The organism is Sphingosinicella flava (genome assembly GCF_016025255.1).
GTDB classification, from domain to species: Bacteria; Pseudomonadota; Alphaproteobacteria; order Sphingomonadales; family Sphingomonadaceae; genus Allosphingosinicella; species Allosphingosinicella flava.
This window is the reverse complement of the sequence record NZ_CP065592.1, coordinates 13725-30149: the sequence shown is the minus strand read 5'-3', so window position 1 is coordinate 30149 and position 16425 is coordinate 13725. Positions and strand designations below refer to the sequence as shown.

The window sequence follows — 16425 nt, the reverse complement described above, 5'->3', positions numbered from 1 at the left end:
CCCCTCACCAGCGATGCTTGCATCACCTCAGGACATTGCCCTCGATCGCTTTCAAGACCGCCCTCGTCCTGTCGCGGGCGTCCAGCTTGATGAGGATATTGGACACGTGGTTCTTGATCGTGCCTTCCGCGAGATCGAGGGCCTCGGCGATTTCGCGATTGCTGTAACCGCCCATCATGAGCCGGAGCACTTCGCGCTCACGGCCGGTGAGAGAGAATGAGGATTGCTGGCCCCCTTCGCTTTGAGCGGCATTGGCGAGCAGCCGGTGGCTCAAGGCGGGGTGGAAGGCGGTGCCGCCATTCGCCAGGGCGCGGATCGCGCCCGCGAGATCGTCGAGCGATACGTCCTTCATCATGTAACCCTTGGCCCCGGCCCGGATCGCGGCGAGGGCGGCTTCCCCGTCGTCGAAGGTCGTGAGGATGAGCGTCGGCGGCAGGCAATTCCAACGTTTCAGTGTTTCCAGCACGCCGATGCCGTCAAGGCCCGGCATGCGAATATCGAGGAGCACCACGTCGGGCGCCGCCTTGCGGATCAGGCCGAGCGCCGTCTCCCCATCCTCGGCGAGGCCGATCACCTCTACGTCCGGGACGAGGGCGAGGAGTTGCTGGATACCCTGGCGGACCAGCGTCTGATCGTCGACGATGACAACGCGGATCACGCTGCGTTGACGCCTTTCGCGGGAAGCCATGCTTCGATAACGAAGCCTGGGCCCGTGCCGGATGTGACCTTCATGCCGCCGCCCTGGGCCTCAAGCCGCTCGCGCATGCCATGAAGGCCGTTGCCGAACGCCGGGGCCGAAATCGTGCCGCGGCCATCGTCGCGCGCGATGAGGCACACGCCTTTTCCGTCCCATCGCAGCTCCAGCCACAGATTTTCCGCATCGGCATGGCGGGCGGCGTTGGTGATCGCTTCCTGGGCGCAGCGGAGGATGACATGGGCGTGAGACGCGGCATGGCTTTCCAGCTCCTCGGGGAAGTCGACATGGATGCGCGGCCTGGGAATGCCGTGCGCCAGTTGAGCGAGTGCGGCGCGAAGGCCGGTTACTTCCGTTTCGCGAAGCGTGCCCACGACGTCCCGGACGCGGCCGAGAAGCGCCCGCGACAAATCCTTTGCCGAACGTACTTTCTGCAGCCCGTCGCCTTCCGGAAGAATATGGCTCGCCACTTCGAGCTGGAGCGCGAGCGCGGTAAGCTCATGCCCCCAAGCGTCATGCAGCTCGCGCGAGATGCGGGTGCGTTCGGCAATGCGGGCATTTTCCGCGAGCAAGGCCTGCATCGCGCGGAGTTCGGCATTGGCGGCCGCGAGCTTATGCCCCGCCTCCGCTTCCCGCCGCATCGCGCTGGCGGCGAATACCGCGAACAGGGAAAGGCCGGAACACAGGCCGAGCGTCAGGGAATATTCGGCGCAAATCCAGGCGCGCCAGACGAACAGGAACGTCAGCGCCTGCGCGACAGCGAGGCCGACGGCGCGATTGGCGGAGGTCAGGGTGGCGACCTGCCACGATGTGATCACCATCAAGCCCGCCGATATCGCGCTGGCGTCCGTCACCGCCATGACCAAAGCGGCGCCGAATTGGATGGCAACCAGCGTCCAGGAGCGGAAGCGCGACGGCGGCAGATGCGCCCAAAGCAGAAGCGACGCTCCAAAAGCCAGGAAGGCCATCGTCCACCAGGGCGACGGCCCCGTTTCGGTCGCGAAATTCGGGCGCAGCACTTCGCGCAGGTCCGGCCACCCGACGATCATCCAGATGAGAAAAGCCGTGGCCAGGAACCAGTTGCGGTGGCGCGGAAGGACGAGTTCCATCCCGCCTTCATGCCACAGGGGCAGGCCATGCGCCACCTGCCGAAAGTCATGGGTTCGCACCCATGCTGTTCGGCACTCACTCTACAGCGCCGCCTGCCGCCATAACGCCCTTGTTTTGGGGTTGGGGAATATAGCGTGCACATTCCATCGAAGATTTTGCTGAAATCCGCCTTGCTGGCGTCCCTGTTCGCCGGAGCGAGCGGGCCGGCGCTCGCCCAGCGGGCGGGCGAAAATGCGGTCAAGCAGGCGCAAGACGCCTTCGGCTTTTCCGTCGGGGGCGAGACTGTCGGGATTTATTCGATGGATAATGTGCGCGGGTTCAGCCCCGCGACGGCGGGCAACATCCGCATCGAAGGCCTCTATGCCGACCGCCAAGGCTATCATAGCGGCCGGATCATCCGCAGCACCAGCGTCAAGGTCGGCCTCAATACGCTCGGCTACCTTTTCCCAGCACCCTCCGGCATTGCCGACTTCGCGCTGCGCGCACCGGCGGAGACCACGCTGAGCGTCGTCGGCGGGCTTGGGGATTACGCCTCGCCGTTCGTCGACATCGACGGCGGCCTGGCATCGCCGGACGGCACTTTTCGCATCGCGGCCGGGGTGAGCATCCATCCGGAGGACAATTCGTTCCGGGGCCATACCAGCCGTTATTGGAATGCGGGCGCCGTGCCCCGCTGGCAGGTCAGCGACGATATCGTCCTGACCGCTTTTTTCGACCGGGAAAAAGGCGGCAACGACGGGGCCAGCCCCATCTTCTTCGCGGGCGGTCCTTACCTGCCGCCGCGGATCAAGCGCAGGTTGTTCGTCGGCCAATCCTGGAGCGACTATCGCTTTCACACGGAAAATGAGGGGCTGATCGGCGAAGCGGCCCTTGGGGACGGATGGACCTTGAAAGCCGGGGCGTTTCATTCCGTTTTCAATCCCAAGCGCAATGCCTATGACATGGTGAGGGACATTCAGCCGGACGGGGCCGCCCAACGCGCCATCTTGCTGACCCCTGAGCAGCGTTTTGCTTCCACGTCGGGAGACGTGCAGCTTCAGCATTCCTGGACGGCGGGCCGCGCCCGGCACACGCTCACCGCGAGCGTTCGCGGCCGCGACTATCGGGCGCGCAATGGCGGCGAAACGCTGGTGCCGCTCGGTCCCTATCAAATGAACGATCCGGTCGATTTCCCGGAGCCCGACATAGAGGTCGAGCCGGCGCCGAACCGCGATCGCGTCCGGCAACGGACGGGGGGCCTCACATATCGCCTTGAATGGGCGGGGGCGTTGGACATCGGCCTCGGCCTTCAGAAAACCGATTACCGGAAGATTGTCAGGCCCGGAAACGGCGCGGAACGCTCGAACCATTCGGCGCCCTGGCTTTACAACGCGACCGCGGCCTGGCGGATAAAGCCTTCCTTCATCGTCTATTCAAGCTATGCGCGCGGGCTGGAGGAAAGCGGGGCCGCGCCCGGGAACGCCGTCAACGCCGGTGAAGTGCTCCCCGCCATACAGACCAAGCAAGCCGAGATCGGCCTGCGCACCGGCATCGGCCCTTTCACCCTGACGTCCGCCGCCTTCGACATCAGCCGCCCTTATGCGGCCGTGGATGCGGACGACGTCTTTCGGCTGGTCGGCAAGGTCAGGCACCGCGGCGTCGAAGCATCCTTGGCCGGTCAACCGGCACAAGGCCTTTTTCTCCTCGGCGGCCTGCTGCTGATCGATCAGCGCGTGACGGGAGAGGAAGTCGATGCGGGTCTGCGCGGAAAGCGGCCGATCGGCGCCATGCCGATCTCGTTTCAAGGGAGCGCCGATTATGCCCTGCCCTTCCTCCCCGGCGTTTCCGTGGACGCATCGATCAACGTCAACGGCAAGCGGACCTCCCGCCGCGACAATCTGGCCGATGTCCCGGCAAGAACCCTCGTCGGCATGGGCGCGCGATACCGCTTCACGGCGGGGGGACAGCCGGTTACGTTGCGGGGCAGTATTGCCAATCTGTTCGATACTTACGGCCTCACCGTCGTCGGATCGGGCAATTATCATGAAATAGCGGGCCGTCGCTGGCGGCTCACCTTGTCGACCGACTTTTGATCTATTGGGGGGATGACGATGCAGAAAAAATCTATCCTGGTTGTCGCGGCGCTCCTTGGCGGATTTGCGGCAGCCGCTCCGGCCCATGCCAAACGCAGCGAGGCCAGTGTCGTCATGCCGTGCAAGCCGGAGCAGCGGCGCCACCTGGAACAGGCCGGCTATGCGAGCGCCGTCATTTCAAGGGGCATGCTCTATGTATCCGGCGTCGCCTCGATGCAGAGACAAGGAGAAGCCGATTTCCAGCCGGCCTTCACCCGCATCTTCGAATCGATCGGCAGGACGCTCGCCAGCGTCGGCGCGACCTGGGACGATGTGGTGGATGTCACGAGCTATCATACCGACATCGACGCCCAGATGGAGCAATTCGGCAAGGTGAGCGCCCAATATCTAAAGGCCCCCTTCCCGACATCCACGGTCGTCGGCGTCAACCGGCTGATCGTGCCCCAGGCAATCGCGGAATTGAAGGTCGTCGCCGAATTGCCGGACGGCGCGAAGCAAGTGTGCCCGTGACGTCTTAGCCGCATGCTGGAAATGCGAAAAGCACCCGGGCAATCGGAAAATAAGCGCGATGCTATCGGGCAAGGTGGCGGAGAGGGAGGGATTCGAACCCTCGATACAGTTGCCCGTATGCCGCATTTCGAGTGCGGTGCTTTCGACCACTCAGCCACCTCTCCGCAGAGACCAGGGGCGCGGGAGCATGGCTCCGGCGCGGCTGACAGGGGGCGGCCTCTAACGGATGGAAACGGGCTTGCCAAGCGTTCAGCTTGCGGAAATGGCCGCAATTCCTAAATCGGGCTTATGAACAGGCCCGATTCCTTCTTCATCGACATCGAAGCCGCCATGAAGGCGCCGCCCGTCGCGCACGCCCGCTTCGCGATCGGCGCGGTGGTGCAGCACAAGCGCTTCGGCTTTCGCGGCGTGATTTTCGACGTCGATCCCGTCTTCGCCAACAGCGAGGAATGGTATCAGGCGATTCCGGAGGAATTGCGCCCTCCCAAGAACCAGCCTTTCTACCATCTCCTCGCCGACAATGGCGACGGCAGCTACGTCGCTTATGTCAGCCAGCAGAATCTGGTGGAAGACGATAGCGACGAACCGGTCGAACATCCCGCCATCCCGGGCATGTTCGAAGGCTATGAGGGCGGGCGCTACCGCCTGCGGCCGGAGCATCGGCACTGAACTTCTTCAGGCCGCGCCTTGGCGTCACGAGATTCCGGCTTTCGCCGGAATGACGGGGAAGAGAGTGGCGAGACAGACGGTTGACAGCCTCACCCCTGTCTAGTAGCAGCCCGGCTTTCCGCGGGGCCTCTCGGCTCCAAGCCCTGTCTCGCGGGTTTAGCTTTAAGGTAATTGGAAAAAGCCCATGTTCGCTATCGTGCGCACGGGCGGCAAGCAATATCGCGTCGCCGCCGGAGACAAGATCGCCGTTGAAAAGCTCGCAGGCAATGCGGGCGACACCATTTCCTTGGGCGACGTGCTGCTCGCCGGCGAAGGTTCGGAGCTGAAGGCGACCGACGGCCTCACCGTCTCCGCCGAGATCATCGCGCAGGCGAAGGGCGAGAAGGTCATCGTCTTCAAGAAGCGCCGCCGCCACAATTACCGCCGCAAGAACGGCCATCGCCAGCAATATACGATCCTGCGCATCACCGCGATCGGCGGCGAGAAGGCGCAAGCACCGAAGAAGGCCGCTGCCAAGAAGGAAGCCCCTGCTGCCGAAACCGCCCAGGCGGAAGCTCCGGTGAAGGCCGCCGCCACCAAAAAGGCGGCGACAAAGAAGCCGGCCGCTGATAAGAACGCGTAAATTTCACGCACATACTAGCAGATTCGAAGAGTTAGAGACGCAAGATGGCACATAAAAAAGCAGGTGGTTCATCCCGCAACGGTCGCGATTCGGCAGGCCGTCGTCTTGGCGTGAAGAAGTTTGGCGGCGAAGCGGTCGTTCCGGGCAACATCATCGTGCGTCAGCGCGGCACCAAATATTATCCGGGCGCGAACGTGGGCATGGGCAAGGACCATACCCTGTTTGCGCTTGCCGGCGGTCGCGTTGCGTTCCGTGACGGTAAGCTTGGCCGTAAATTTGTCTGTGTAGACATGATTATGGAAGCGGCTGAATAAACGGGTAGCCGAGGACGGGCTACCCCCCAGGGGTGGCCCCGGTACTCATCAGAGAACCAAATCGAGGGAGAGGGGCCATCCTTCTCCCTTTTTTATTTCTCCCTCGAAAATGTCGCCGCTCCGTAACCTTCGCGGGCCAAGGCGCGGCAACGGAAGAGAGGGATCTATGTTCGCACGAACCGACAGATTGCTGCTGCGGCCCGGCTGGGCCGAAGACGCACCCGCGCTCGCCGCCGCGATCGGGGACGAGGCTATCATCCGCAACCTCGCCAGCGCGCCCTGGCCTTATCACCTGACCGATGCGGAGGCTTTTCTGCGCGCGCAGCGGGACATGCGCCTTCCCGCCTTCCTCGTTACCCGCCGCACGACCGGCGCGCCGGAACTGATCGGGAGCGTGGGCCTCGGCGCAACACCGGACGGGGACATCGAGCTCGGCTATTGGATCGCGCGGGCCCATTGGGGCCGGGGCTATGCGACCGAAGCGGCCGCCGCGGTGGTCGAGATCGCCCGCGACGGCCTGCGCTTGAAGCGCCTCGTCGCCTCGCACTTCGTCGACAATCCGGCGTCCGGCCGGGTGCTTGAAAAGCTGGGTTTCGAAACGACGGGCGATGTCGCCTGCCGGTTCAGCAAGGGCCGTGGCCAGGCCGCGCCCGCGAAGCTCTTCGACCGCACCTTTCGCCCCGCGCCGACGCTGATGCAGACGGAGGAGATGATCGCCGCATGATGTTCCCCAGTGAAAGCCGGGGTCCAGCCAGACAAAGATTTGGGTTCCGGCCTTCGCCGGAACACAATCTTAATCAGGCATAAACTTCCGACGACCGCGCCGCTGCCAGGCGCTTCTCTTCCCGCTCGATCAGCGCGCGGTCGTCATGGTGCCAGGGGTGGAAGCCGGGCATGAAATAGCTGGCCCAGGCCCCCAATATCTTCCGCATCATTCCCGGATTGCCGAAAGCGAACCAGAACAGCCGCGCCCAGACGCGCGGACCGGTCAGACCGTCCTGCCGCAACAATTCCAGCGTCCCTTTCGTCCGGTCCACGACGAAATTGTGCGTGACGAACAGCATCACCTTCGCCTTCACCTTCCATCGCGTGAAGCGCGGCCACGTCTTCGTCGCGTGCATCCAGGTGTCGTAGGCGACGCCCTTATGCTCGATCTCCTCGATCGCGTGCCAGCGCCACAACGCTGCCGATTCGGGGTCGGCATCGGCCAGATGGCGCGGATCCTTCAGCAATTCGTGCGCCAGGATCGCGGTGAAATGTTCGAGCGCCATGGTCGCGGCGAGCGCCACAATCGGCGGCCGCGTGCGGACGATGTCGAGGCGATAATCGACCCGGTCCTCCAGCGGCTTCAGATCGTATCCCGCCTGGTGCGCGCGCTTGTTAAAGGCGACATGCTCGCGGCTGTGCATCACTTCCTGGGTGACGAAGGCCTTGATCTCCGCCGCCAATTTCGGATCGGCGCCCTCGCGGAACGCGCGCACGCTCTCGACGAAGAAAGCCTCGCCCTTGGGAAAGGTCGCGGACAGCGCATTGTAGAGCGCTGTCCCGACGGGATCGCCGCCCATCCACCAGCGCGCCGTCTTGTCTTCCCGCCCGAACCGGCGGTCGCGCGGCGTGATCGTCAGGTCAGAGGGTGTCGTTCGACGCGCCATCCGTGTATCTCCTTCGTCAAGAAAGATGAGAGATACTGACATCAATGTCAATAACGAGACTTCGCCTCAGCCCTGAAGAAAGCCGCTCCGCCGCGCTCGAAGCCGCGCGCGGGCTTCTCATCGAGGATGGTCCCCAGGCGGTGACGCTAAAGGCGGTCGCCGCGCGCATGGGCCGCACCCACGCCAACCTCCTCCACCATTTCGGATCGGCGGCGGACTTGCAGAGCGCCCTTGCCCGCCACATCAGCGAGCGGGTGATCTCAGGGATTGCGGGCGCCGTCCAGCGCGCGCGCGAAGGCACCGCCGACCCGGGCGAGATCGTCGACCGCACGTTCGACGCCTTCGACCGCGAAGGGGGCGGGGCGCTCTGCGCCTGGATGATCCTGTCCGGCAATCACGAGGCGCTGAAGCCGATCCTCGACGCGATTCACGCCCTCGTCGATCAGCTCGGCGAGGGACATGGCGACCATCCCGTGCACGAGACCACATTGTGGCTGGTCCTGGCGGCCCTCGGCGACTCCCTCCTCGGCGCCCCGATGGCCGACGCCCTCTCCCTCCCCCGCGACAAAGCCCGCGCGCTTGCCCGCGCGCAACTGCTGGCCTCCTTGGGGGTGGCTCCAACGCCGCCAACAAGCTAAGGAACCCGCAACTCCGCCCGTGAAGGCATAGCCCTCCCCCTTGATGGGGGAGGGTTGGGTGGGGGTGATGCCGGGGACATTCACAGCCCTACGTCGAACATCACCCCCACCCGGCCTCCCCCATCAAGGGGGAGGGGCTCACCCTCGCGCGCATTGAACGACATCCTATATCCGGAACCATCATGCATTTTCTCGATCAAGCCAAAATCTACGTGAAATCCGGTTCCGGCGGCCCCGGCGCGGTCAGCTTCCGGCGCGAAAAGTTCATCGAATATGGCGGGCCGGACGGCGGCAATGGCGGCAAGGGTGGCGATATCGTGTTCGAAGCGGTGCCCGGCCTCAACACCCTGATCGACTTCCGCTATACCCAGCATTTCAAGGCGCCGCGCGGCAAGGGCGGTGCGGGCTCCAACATGACCGGCGCGGGTGGCGAGGATCTTGTCATCAAGGTTCCCGTCGGTACCCAGATCCTGTCCGAGGACAAGGAGCATGTCCTCCTCGATTTCACCAGGGTCGGACAGCGCGAAATCTTCCTGCGCGGCGGCGACGGCGGGCGGGGCAATGCGAGCTACAAGACGTCCACCAACCGCGCCCCGCGCCAGCACGGCACCGGCTGGCCGGGCGAGGAAGCCTGGGTCTGGCTGCGGCTGAAACTGCTTGCCGACGCGGGGCTTCTCGGCCTGCCCAATGCGGGCAAATCGACCTTCATCAACGCCGTCAGCAACGCGAAGGCGAAGGTGGGTGCCTATGCCTTCACCACCACCCGGCCCCAATTGGGCGTCGTCAGCCATCGCGGGCGTGAATTCGTGATGGCCGACATTCCGGGCCTGATCGAAGGCGCGGCGGACGGCGCTGGGATCGGCGACCGCTTCCTCGGCCATATCGAACGCTGCCGCGTCCTCCTCCACCTCGTTGACGCCAATGCCGAGGATGTGGCCGACGCCTATCGCATCGTCCGGGACGAGCTTGAAGCCTATGGCGCGGGCCTCGTCGACAAGCCGGAAGTGGTGGCGCTGAACAAGGCCGACACGATGGACGACGAGCTTCTCGACGCATTGTCGGATGAGCTGGAAGCGGAATGCGGCTGCAGGCCCTTCCGCATCTCCGGCGCGACTGGCGCAGGCGTCGAAGAAGTGCTGGATGCCATCGCCGCCCATATCGGCACGCTCGACGCCGAAGCGGGCGGGGATGAGGAAAAGTCAGCATGGTCGCCGCTCTAATTCCTCCCCGGTACGGGGAGGTGGCAGCGCACAGCGCTGACGGAGGGGCTGGCACGGAGTTTCGAGTACCCCCTCCACCATGCTTCGCATGGTCCCCCTCCCCGTACCGGGGAGGATCCAGGTGACGACGCTCGCGATCACCGGCGGCACCGGCTTCGTCGGCCAACATCTGCTGCGCATGGCGGTGGAGAAGGGCCATTCCGTCCGCGCCCTCACCCGCAGCGCCCAGGCCGCAGTGGACGGCATCGAATGGGTGGAAGGCGCGCTCGACGATCCCGCAAGCCTCGCCCGTCTTGCCGAGGGTGCCGACGCCGTGATCCATGTCGCGGGCCGCATCGGCGGCACGCGCGCGCAGTTCGAAGAGGCCAACGTCACCGGCACAGCCAACATGATCGATGCAGTGCGGAGCGCGGGCGTCCGCCGCTTCATCCACATCTCCTCCCTCGCCGCGCGCGAGCCGCATCTGTCCGATTACGGCTGGTCGAAGGCGCGGTCGGAAAAGGTCGCCGCCGCCTCCGGCCTCGACTGGACGATCGTCCGCCCCCCCGCCGTCTACGGCCCCGGAGACAAGGAGACGCTGGAGCTGTTCAAGATGGCGAAACGCGGCTTCGTAGCCCTGCCGCCGCCCGGGCACTTCTCCGTCATCCACGTTTCGGATTTATGCCGCTTGATCCTGGCGCTGATCGACAGCCGCGCGTCCTTCAGCCAGACCTACGAGCCGGACGACGGCCGCGACGGCGGCTGGGAGCATCGCCATTTCGCCCGCACCCTCGGCCGCTTGTTCGACCAGCGCGCTGCCACGCTCTCGGTGCCCAAGGCCGTCCTCCACGGCGCTTCCGCCCTCGACCGCCTGTTCCGCCGCGGCAACGCCAAGCTCACCGCCGACCGCGTCCGTTATTTCTGCCACCCCGACTGGGTGGTGACCGCGCATAAAAGGCCGCCGCAAACCCTTTGGTCGCCGATGGTCCACACGCCCACGGGCTTGAAGGAGACTGCGGACTGGTACCAAGCCCAGGGCTGGCTCTAAAGCCCTCCCCCTTGATGGGGGAGTTAGGTGGGGGTTATGCCGGGGAAGTTCACCGCTCTACGTCGAACATCACCCCTCCCCAACCCCTCCCCATCAAGGGGGAGGGGCTAAAAACGCTGTCCTACAGGCAACCATTCGGGCTAGCTCGATGCCATGGCCAGCTTCCGTCTTCCCTGCTTTTGCAACCCCGCTGCCCCTCCAAGTTGAGGCAAAGCGAAAAACTCTCCACACCATCAATTTCATCAGGTTCGTTACCTTCGCCCTTGCCCCCAATTCGCCCAATTCGCTTGGCAGAGGGCTGTGGAGAACAGTAAGGATCGTCCATGACTGATAGAGAAGAAACCTTCGCCAAGATTGCCGAGCTGATCGCGCCGTTCAACAAGAAGGACGCGGCGCTCACCGAAACCACCACCTTCGCGGGCGATCTCGAATGGGACAGCCTGACCGTGATGGATTTCGTCGCGGCGATCGAGGACGAATTCGACATCCTCATCACCATGAACATGCAGGCTGAAATCGAAACCGTCGGCCAGCTCGTGAACGCCGTCGAAGACCTCCGCAACGGCGGGGAATAATCATAGCCTCCCCCTCGATGGGGGAGGGTTGGGTGGGGGTGATCTACGACGTAGAGCACCGCCTCTTCCGGAAACATCACCCCACCCAACCCATCAAAGCCGCAGGCTTGTCCCCCGGACAAGCCCAAGAGCGGCTTTGATCCATCGAGGGGAGGGGCTCAAGAAAGCGGAACCAAACTATGACCGATCTCTTCTCCAAATTCGATCCGCTGATCGCCGAGCGCCAGGCCTTGCTCGACACCGGCGTCCGCGATCCCTTCGCCATCGTCATGGACAAGGTGCTGTCGCCGACCCAGGCGATCATCAAGGGCAAGGAAACGATCCTGCTCGGCACCTACAATTATATGGGCATGACCTTCGATGCCGACGTGATCGCGGCAGGCAAGAAGGCGCTCGACGAGTTCGGTTCGGGCACCACTGGCAGCCGCGTCCTCAACGGCACCTATCAAGGCCATAAGGAATGCGAGGACGCGCTGAAGGATTTCTACGGCACGAAGCACGCCATGGTCTTTTCGACCGGCTACCAGGCGAACCTCGGCCTCATGTCGACCATCGCGGGCAAGGAGGATTACATCATCCTCGACGCCGACAGCCACGCTTCCATTTATGACGGCTGCGCATTGGGCAACGCGCAAATCGTCCGCTTCCGTCACAACAGCGTCGAGGATTTGGACAAGCGCCTCGGCCGCTTGCCCGCAGAGGGCGGCCGCCTCGTTGTGCTGGAAGGTGTCTATTCCATGCTCGGCGACATCGCGCCGCTCAAGGACATGGTCGCGGTCGCCAAGAAGCATGGCGCGATGATCGCGGTCGACGAAGCGCACGGCATGGGCTTTTTCGGCCCCAACGGCCGCGGCGTGTTCGAGGAAGCGGGCGTCGAGGACGATGTCGATTTCGTCATCGGCACCTTCTCCAAATCGGTCGGCACCGTGGGCGGCTTCATCGTGTCGAACCATCCCAAGTTCGAGATATTGCGCCTCGTCTCACGCCCTTACGTCTTTACCGCCTCGCTGCCGCCGAGCGTCGTCGCCACCGCCGCGACTTCGATCCGCAAGCTGATGCATGCAGACGAGAAACGCGCGCATCTGTGGAAGAACAGCAGGCGCCTCCATCAGGGCTTGCGCGATCTCGGCTTCGATATCGCGACGAAGGAAGCGGAAAGCGCGATCATCGCCGTCCTTCTTCCCGATCAGGAAAAGGCGGTGATGACGTGGCAGGCGCTCCTCGAACAGGGCGTCTACGTGAACATGGCCCGCCCGCCCGCGACGCCCGCCGGCATGTTCCTCCTCCGCTGCTCGCTCTGTGCCGAACATACGGACGAGCAGGTCGACCTCATCCTCCAACGCTTCGCCAATGCGGGCCGTATCGCGGGCGTGATCCCGGCCTGAGCGCCGCGATCAACCGTGAGCGGCCTCGGACCGCCCGAGGTTTCGGCGCTTTTCCCGGCGCTTTCAAACGAAAGGGTCTTGGATTAGGATCGACCGCATGACCGAGGAGGAACTGGACGCCGGTCCGGCGGCTGGCGCATCCGGATGGCGGCGCGGCTGGGCGAGCGTTGGCGCGGTTCTCGCCACGATCGCGCTCGTCGGCCTCATCGTCATGGTCACCCTGACCAACAAGGCGCGTGACCGCGCCCTCGATTGGGAACGGCATACCTATGACGTGGTGCTGCTCACCCGCACCGTCGACGCTTCCATCGCCCGTTCCGAAGCCGCGCTCGGCCGCTACGTTCTTGACGAACAGCGCGCGACGGGCACGCTTTATTACGACGAATGGCGCCTCGCGGCCCGCCAGATCGATCAGCTCCGCAAGCTCGTCCATCGCGACCCCGCCCAGGCTTCCCGTGTCGCGGACCTCACGAAATTGTTCGAAGCACGGGGAACGGAACTCACCACGGCGGCCGGTCAAGCGGCGGAAGGCGAAGGCAGCGGCGGCGTCCCCTATTTTTACCAGGCCGGCCTGTCCAAAACCGGCCCCGCCCTCCGCGCCAAGCTCGACGACATCGCGCGCAACGAGCAGGAAGCGCTGCGGCGCCGGATGGCCGAAACCAGCATGTTCACGCAGCAGGCCGATGAGCTGACAAGCTGGCTGAGCTGGCTTGGCGTCCTCATCGGCCTTGCCGCGATCGTGCTTGGTTTCGCGGCTTTCCGCGCGATTTCGCAATGGTTGATCGCGCGGCGCGAAGCGGACGATGAATTCATGCGCGCGGCGGATCTCGAGCATGCCGTCCAGGCGCGCACGCGCGAGCTTCGCGAAGCGAACGAGCGGCTGCGCGAGGAAGCAGCCGAACGCGCCGCCGCCGAAGCGCAGCTCCATCAGGTGCAGAAGATGGAAGCCGTCGGTCAGCTAACCGGCGGCATCGCGCACGATTTCAACAACATGCTGGCCGTCATCGTCGGCGGCCTCGATCTCGCCAAGCGCAAGCTCGGCATCTCGCCGGCGGATGCGGAAGCGCAGATCGATCACGCGATGGAAGGCGCTGTCCGCGCCGCGGCCCTCACGCGCCGCTTGTTGGCGTTCGCCCGGTCCGAACCGCTTCTGCCGAAAGGGATCGCCCCGGCCGATCTCGTTCAAAACATGCTCGACCTGATCGACCGGGCGATCGGTGAACGCATCCAAGTCGAAACGCGGCTGCCCAAGGAAGGCTGGCACGTCTGGGCGGATTCGAGCCAGCTTGAAAACGCCATCCTCAACCTCTGCGTCAACGCGCGTGACGCGATGAGCGGCGAAGGGCAGCTCGTCATCGCCGTCGACAACGTCACCCTGCAGGCCGGAGAAGTCGGCAAGCTCGCGGCAGGCGACTATGTCGAGATCAGCGTGGAGGACGATGGCTGCGGCATCGCGCCGGAGCATCTTTCCCGGGTCATGGAGCCTTTCTTCACGACCAAGCCGGTGGGCAAGGGCACCGGCCTTGGCCTCAGCCAGATTTTCGGCTTCGCGCGCCAGTCGGGCGGTGACATCGCCATTCGTTCCGAAGTCGGCGGCGGCACGCGCGTCTCCATCTACTTGCCCCGCGCGAGCAGCGAGGCGGTGCAGGCCGCGATGGCCAATGACGGCAATGCTTTCGCCGAACCGGTTTTCGTCCCCGATCATATGGCGGTGCTGGTCGTGGAGGACGACCCGCGCGTCAGCCGGGCGACCGCCGGTGCCTTGAAAGAGCTGGGCTATGAACCTGTTCCCTGTGCGAACGGCAGGGAAGCCCTCGCCATCCTCGTGGAACGGCCCGATATCGCATTGCTCATCACCGATGTGATGATGCCGGAAATGACCGGCCCGCAGCTCGCCCGCATCGTATCGGACCGCTATCCCGACGTGGCGATCCTCTTCGTCACAGGCTATGTCGGCGAGGCGGGCGATGCCGAGGATTTGAGCGGCTACGATATCTTGAGGAAACCCTTCACCGTCGCCGCGCTCGCGACCGCCGTGCACGACACGCTGGCGCGCCGCGCTAGCGGATCGCCCTTCCCATCAGCAAGCGCGGCAGCAGAATGAGGGCCGCGATCAGCGGCAGCTTGCGGTGCCAGGGGCGGATGCGGATATCGGTCCCCGCATGGCGGTTGATCTTCCAGGCGAGGTAATCGATGCCGCCCGCAAATGTCCCGCTCGCCTTGACGAGGCGTAGCACCGACAGCCACTTTCCCTTGCGCTGCATGGACCGCCAGCGGCGCGCCATCGCGGCGGCGGAAACCGGCCTGGCGCCCGCGATCTCCGCGAGAGCGGCAAGACCGAACCGCTCATAGCGCGCCGGATCGGCTTCGACGACATTTGACGGCCGGGCGGTCCGCTCTGCCCGCAGCTCGGCCCCGTAAGTGAGCGCGAAGCCGCGCTTCCAGACGGTATCGGGGTCCAGCGCCGTACTTTCCGGCATCATGGGGAGGGTGAACCGGAACAATGTGGGCGCGGCTTGGGCCACGCTGTCGATCACCTGCGTCCGGGCCGCCTCATCCCGTGTCCACACAAGCCGCGCAGGCTGCGCGAAGCGTGCCCAGACGGAGACGCTGCGCGCATCGGGGCCGGTCTCGCGGTGAAAATCAGCTTCGCTCAAGACCGCATATTTGGCGGCCAATCCGCCATGTTCGAACGGAAAGACATTGGGCGGTATCATCCGGTTCGCCGCCGCGAGCCAAGTCCGGCCATAGGCAGCACGATAATCCGACACGATCACATAGAAATCGAGCATCAGCCCGTCGAGCACGGCCGTGCGCAGGCATGAGCCATAGAACAGGACGGCGCGGGCGGCGCCCGGATATCGGCCGGCGATCTTTTCGGCCATGGCGATTACGCGGGGCTCGACCCGCTCCGCCAGTTCAGCCGCGACCAGATCTCGCAAAAGCGCACTCATGTAGCGGATATTAAGCCGCCAGGCGCAGGAACGGAACGGGGCGCGTGGGCTTCAGCAGGATCGGGTGGCCCGAGCAAGCCTCGAACAATTCGCCGTCGAGGATGACGCTGGAATGATCCCCCTCGATCAGGATTTCATCGCCGCGCTCGACATGGACACCGGTCAACTCGCGGCGTCCCAATTTTCCCATGATCGCCGCGATAAAAGCGCGTGCCATGGACGCCAGGCGGCGCTCGACGATGAGCAACTGAAGTGCCCCCTTGCGTGCGCCCGGCGTCGGGCTATGGCCGCCGAGCAGCAGGCGTTCCAGCGTCGTTACCATCAGGAAGGCGAACCGGCCCTGCAATTGACCGTGACGCCGCACCGATACCGTCACCGGCTGCGGCCGGGGCGGCAGAAAGGCAAGGCGCAGGCCAAGGATCATCGAGAGAAACAACGCGATCGCGGTCAGAACGTGGCTGAAGCTGTTCGGAAGGCCGAGCGGATAGATTTTGTGGCGGCAGAAGAGGATCGTGTCGGCCAGCCCCGCGCCGCCGAGGAACATGCCGAGCACCGGGGGCTTGGCCGTGCCGTTCGACAGGGAAATGAGTTCGCGGGAAACGACATGCGGCGCAAGATCGCTGGCGGCGAGTTCCAGAACCCGCTCCAAAGCCGCGATGGGATCTCCGTCCGCGCCGAGATCGAGCGCAATGAGATTGGTCTTGCCGTTGGGCAGCACGGCGACGGGCGGTGGATTATCGCCGAAATAGGCGCCCTGATGCAATTCCGTCAGCGCGGCCTGAACGGTGCCGTCGCCACCGTTGATAACGAGCACCTTGGGATTGATCCGCGCGATCGTCCGCAGCGCCGCGCCGATCTGATCGACATGCTCGACCTCGTAATGGAAGATGTCCTTGTGCCGGGCGCAGAAGCTCCGGACGCGCGGCAGGAGGGCCCTGTTCCCCGTCGAACGCGGATTGGAAAGGAGCGCGACCCGGGTCATC

The 16425-nt window shown here is 64.6% G+C and carries 17 protein-coding genes and 1 tRNA gene; 12 read left to right on the top strand and 6 right to left on the bottom strand.

Annotated elements, in window-relative coordinates; genetic code table 11:
- Positions 1-22: 22 nt before the first annotated feature.
- Both IC614_RS00180 and IC614_RS00175 read right to left on the bottom strand, forming a co-directional pair.
- Complete coding sequence (locus IC614_RS00180; protein WP_200971759.1) at positions 23-658, bottom strand: response regulator transcription factor; 636 nt, start codon at positions 656-658, stop codon at positions 23-25.
- Positions 655-1803 carry a sensor histidine kinase gene (locus tag IC614_RS00175; protein ID WP_200971758.1) on the bottom strand — a complete coding sequence of 383 codons (1149 nt, stop codon included), beginning with the start codon at positions 1801-1803 and terminating at the stop codon, positions 655-657. The genes IC614_RS00180 and IC614_RS00175 overlap by 4 nt, the downstream gene beginning before the upstream one ends.
- A gap of 135 nt (positions 1804-1938) precedes the next feature.
- Between IC614_RS00175 and IC614_RS00170 the strand changes: the two genes are divergently transcribed.
- Both IC614_RS00170 and IC614_RS00165 read left to right on the top strand, forming a co-directional pair.
- A complete protein-coding gene (locus IC614_RS00170) occupies positions 1939-3876 on the top strand; it encodes a TonB-dependent siderophore receptor (RefSeq protein ID WP_200971757.1) in 1938 nt (645 codons plus the stop codon).
- Between the two features lie 18 nt (positions 3877-3894).
- Positions 3895-4386 carry a Rid family hydrolase gene (locus IC614_RS00165; RefSeq protein WP_200971756.1) on the top strand — a complete coding sequence of 164 codons (492 nt, stop codon included), beginning with the start codon at positions 3895-3897 and terminating at the stop codon, positions 4384-4386.
- A 74-nt stretch (positions 4387-4460) separates the two neighbouring features.
- Here the strand turns inward: IC614_RS00165 and IC614_RS00160 are convergent.
- Positions 4461-4550: transfer RNA gene (locus IC614_RS00160), tRNA-Ser, on the bottom strand.
- Positions 4551-4674: 124 nt separating this feature from the next.
- On the opposite strand from IC614_RS00160, the gene hspQ reads away from it, so the two are divergent.
- The 4 genes from hspQ (at position 4675) to IC614_RS00140 (ending at position 6715) form a co-directional block, all read left to right on the top strand.
- Entirely contained in the window at positions 4675-5055 is a 381-nt protein-coding gene (hspQ, locus tag IC614_RS00155; protein WP_226372665.1) for a heat shock protein HspQ, read from the top strand.
- Between the two features lie 184 nt (positions 5056-5239).
- Entirely contained in the window at positions 5240-5677 is a 438-nt protein-coding gene (gene rplU, locus IC614_RS00150) for a 50S ribosomal protein L21 (RefSeq protein ID WP_200971755.1), read from the top strand.
- Between the two features lie 44 nt (positions 5678-5721).
- On the top strand, positions 5722-5991 hold the full coding sequence (rpmA, locus tag IC614_RS00145; protein WP_200971754.1) for a 50S ribosomal protein L27: 270 nt from the start codon (positions 5722-5724) through the stop codon (positions 5989-5991).
- A 166-nt stretch (positions 5992-6157) separates the two neighbouring features.
- Positions 6158-6715, top strand: a complete 558-nt coding sequence (locus IC614_RS00140; RefSeq protein ID WP_200971753.1) for a GNAT family N-acetyltransferase — start codon at positions 6158-6160, stop codon at positions 6713-6715.
- A 73-nt stretch (positions 6716-6788) separates the two neighbouring features.
- On the opposite strand, the gene IC614_RS00135 is transcribed toward IC614_RS00140, so the two are convergent.
- On the bottom strand, positions 6789-7643 hold the full coding sequence (locus IC614_RS00135; protein ID WP_200971752.1) for a metal-dependent hydrolase: 855 nt from the start codon (positions 7641-7643) through the stop codon (positions 6789-6791).
- A gap of 44 nt (positions 7644-7687) precedes the next feature.
- Between IC614_RS00135 and IC614_RS00130 the strand changes: the two genes are divergently transcribed.
- The 6 genes from IC614_RS00130 to IC614_RS00105 all read left to right on the top strand — a co-directional run bounded on the left by IC614_RS00130 (position 7688) and on the right by IC614_RS00105 (position 14592).
- The gene (locus IC614_RS00130; protein WP_200971751.1) at positions 7688-8281 is read left to right on the top strand and encodes a helix-turn-helix domain-containing protein; all 594 of its coding nucleotides are present in this window, start codon (positions 7688-7690) and stop codon (positions 8279-8281) included.
- A gap of 182 nt (positions 8282-8463) precedes the next feature.
- Positions 8464-9501, top strand: coding sequence for a GTPase ObgE (gene obgE, locus IC614_RS00125; protein WP_200971750.1), 1038 nt, complete (start codon positions 8464-8466; stop codon positions 9499-9501).
- 88 nt (positions 9502-9589) lie between these two features.
- Positions 9590-10528 carry an NAD-dependent epimerase/dehydratase family protein gene (locus tag IC614_RS00120; protein ID WP_200973023.1) on the top strand — a complete coding sequence of 313 codons (939 nt, stop codon included), beginning with the start codon at positions 9590-9592 and terminating at the stop codon, positions 10526-10528.
- 323 nt (positions 10529-10851) lie between these two features.
- Positions 10852-11103 carry an acyl carrier protein gene (locus IC614_RS00115; protein WP_200971749.1) on the top strand — a complete coding sequence of 84 codons (252 nt, stop codon included), beginning with the start codon at positions 10852-10854 and terminating at the stop codon, positions 11101-11103.
- A 179-nt stretch (positions 11104-11282) separates the two neighbouring features.
- On the top strand, positions 11283-12488 hold the full coding sequence (gene spt / locus IC614_RS00110) for a serine palmitoyltransferase (RefSeq protein WP_200971748.1): 1206 nt from the start codon (positions 11283-11285) through the stop codon (positions 12486-12488).
- A 97-nt stretch (positions 12489-12585) separates the two neighbouring features.
- Entirely contained in the window at positions 12586-14592 is a 2007-nt protein-coding gene (locus IC614_RS00105) for a hybrid sensor histidine kinase/response regulator (protein WP_200971747.1), read from the top strand.
- Here IC614_RS00105 and IC614_RS00100 read toward each other — a convergent pair.
- Together IC614_RS00100 and IC614_RS00095 are read right to left on the bottom strand one after the other, a co-directional pair.
- The gene (locus IC614_RS00100; RefSeq protein WP_200971746.1) at positions 14549-15442 is read right to left on the bottom strand and encodes a hypothetical protein; all 894 of its coding nucleotides are present in this window, start codon (positions 15440-15442) and stop codon (positions 14549-14551) included. The two genes, IC614_RS00105 and IC614_RS00100, sit on opposite strands and share 44 nt — an antisense overlap.
- 10 nt (positions 15443-15452) lie before the next feature.
- Positions 15453-16424, bottom strand: a complete 972-nt coding sequence (locus tag IC614_RS00095; RefSeq protein ID WP_200973022.1) for a diacylglycerol/lipid kinase family protein — start codon at positions 16422-16424, stop codon at positions 15453-15455.
- Position 16425: the final 1 nt, after the last annotated feature.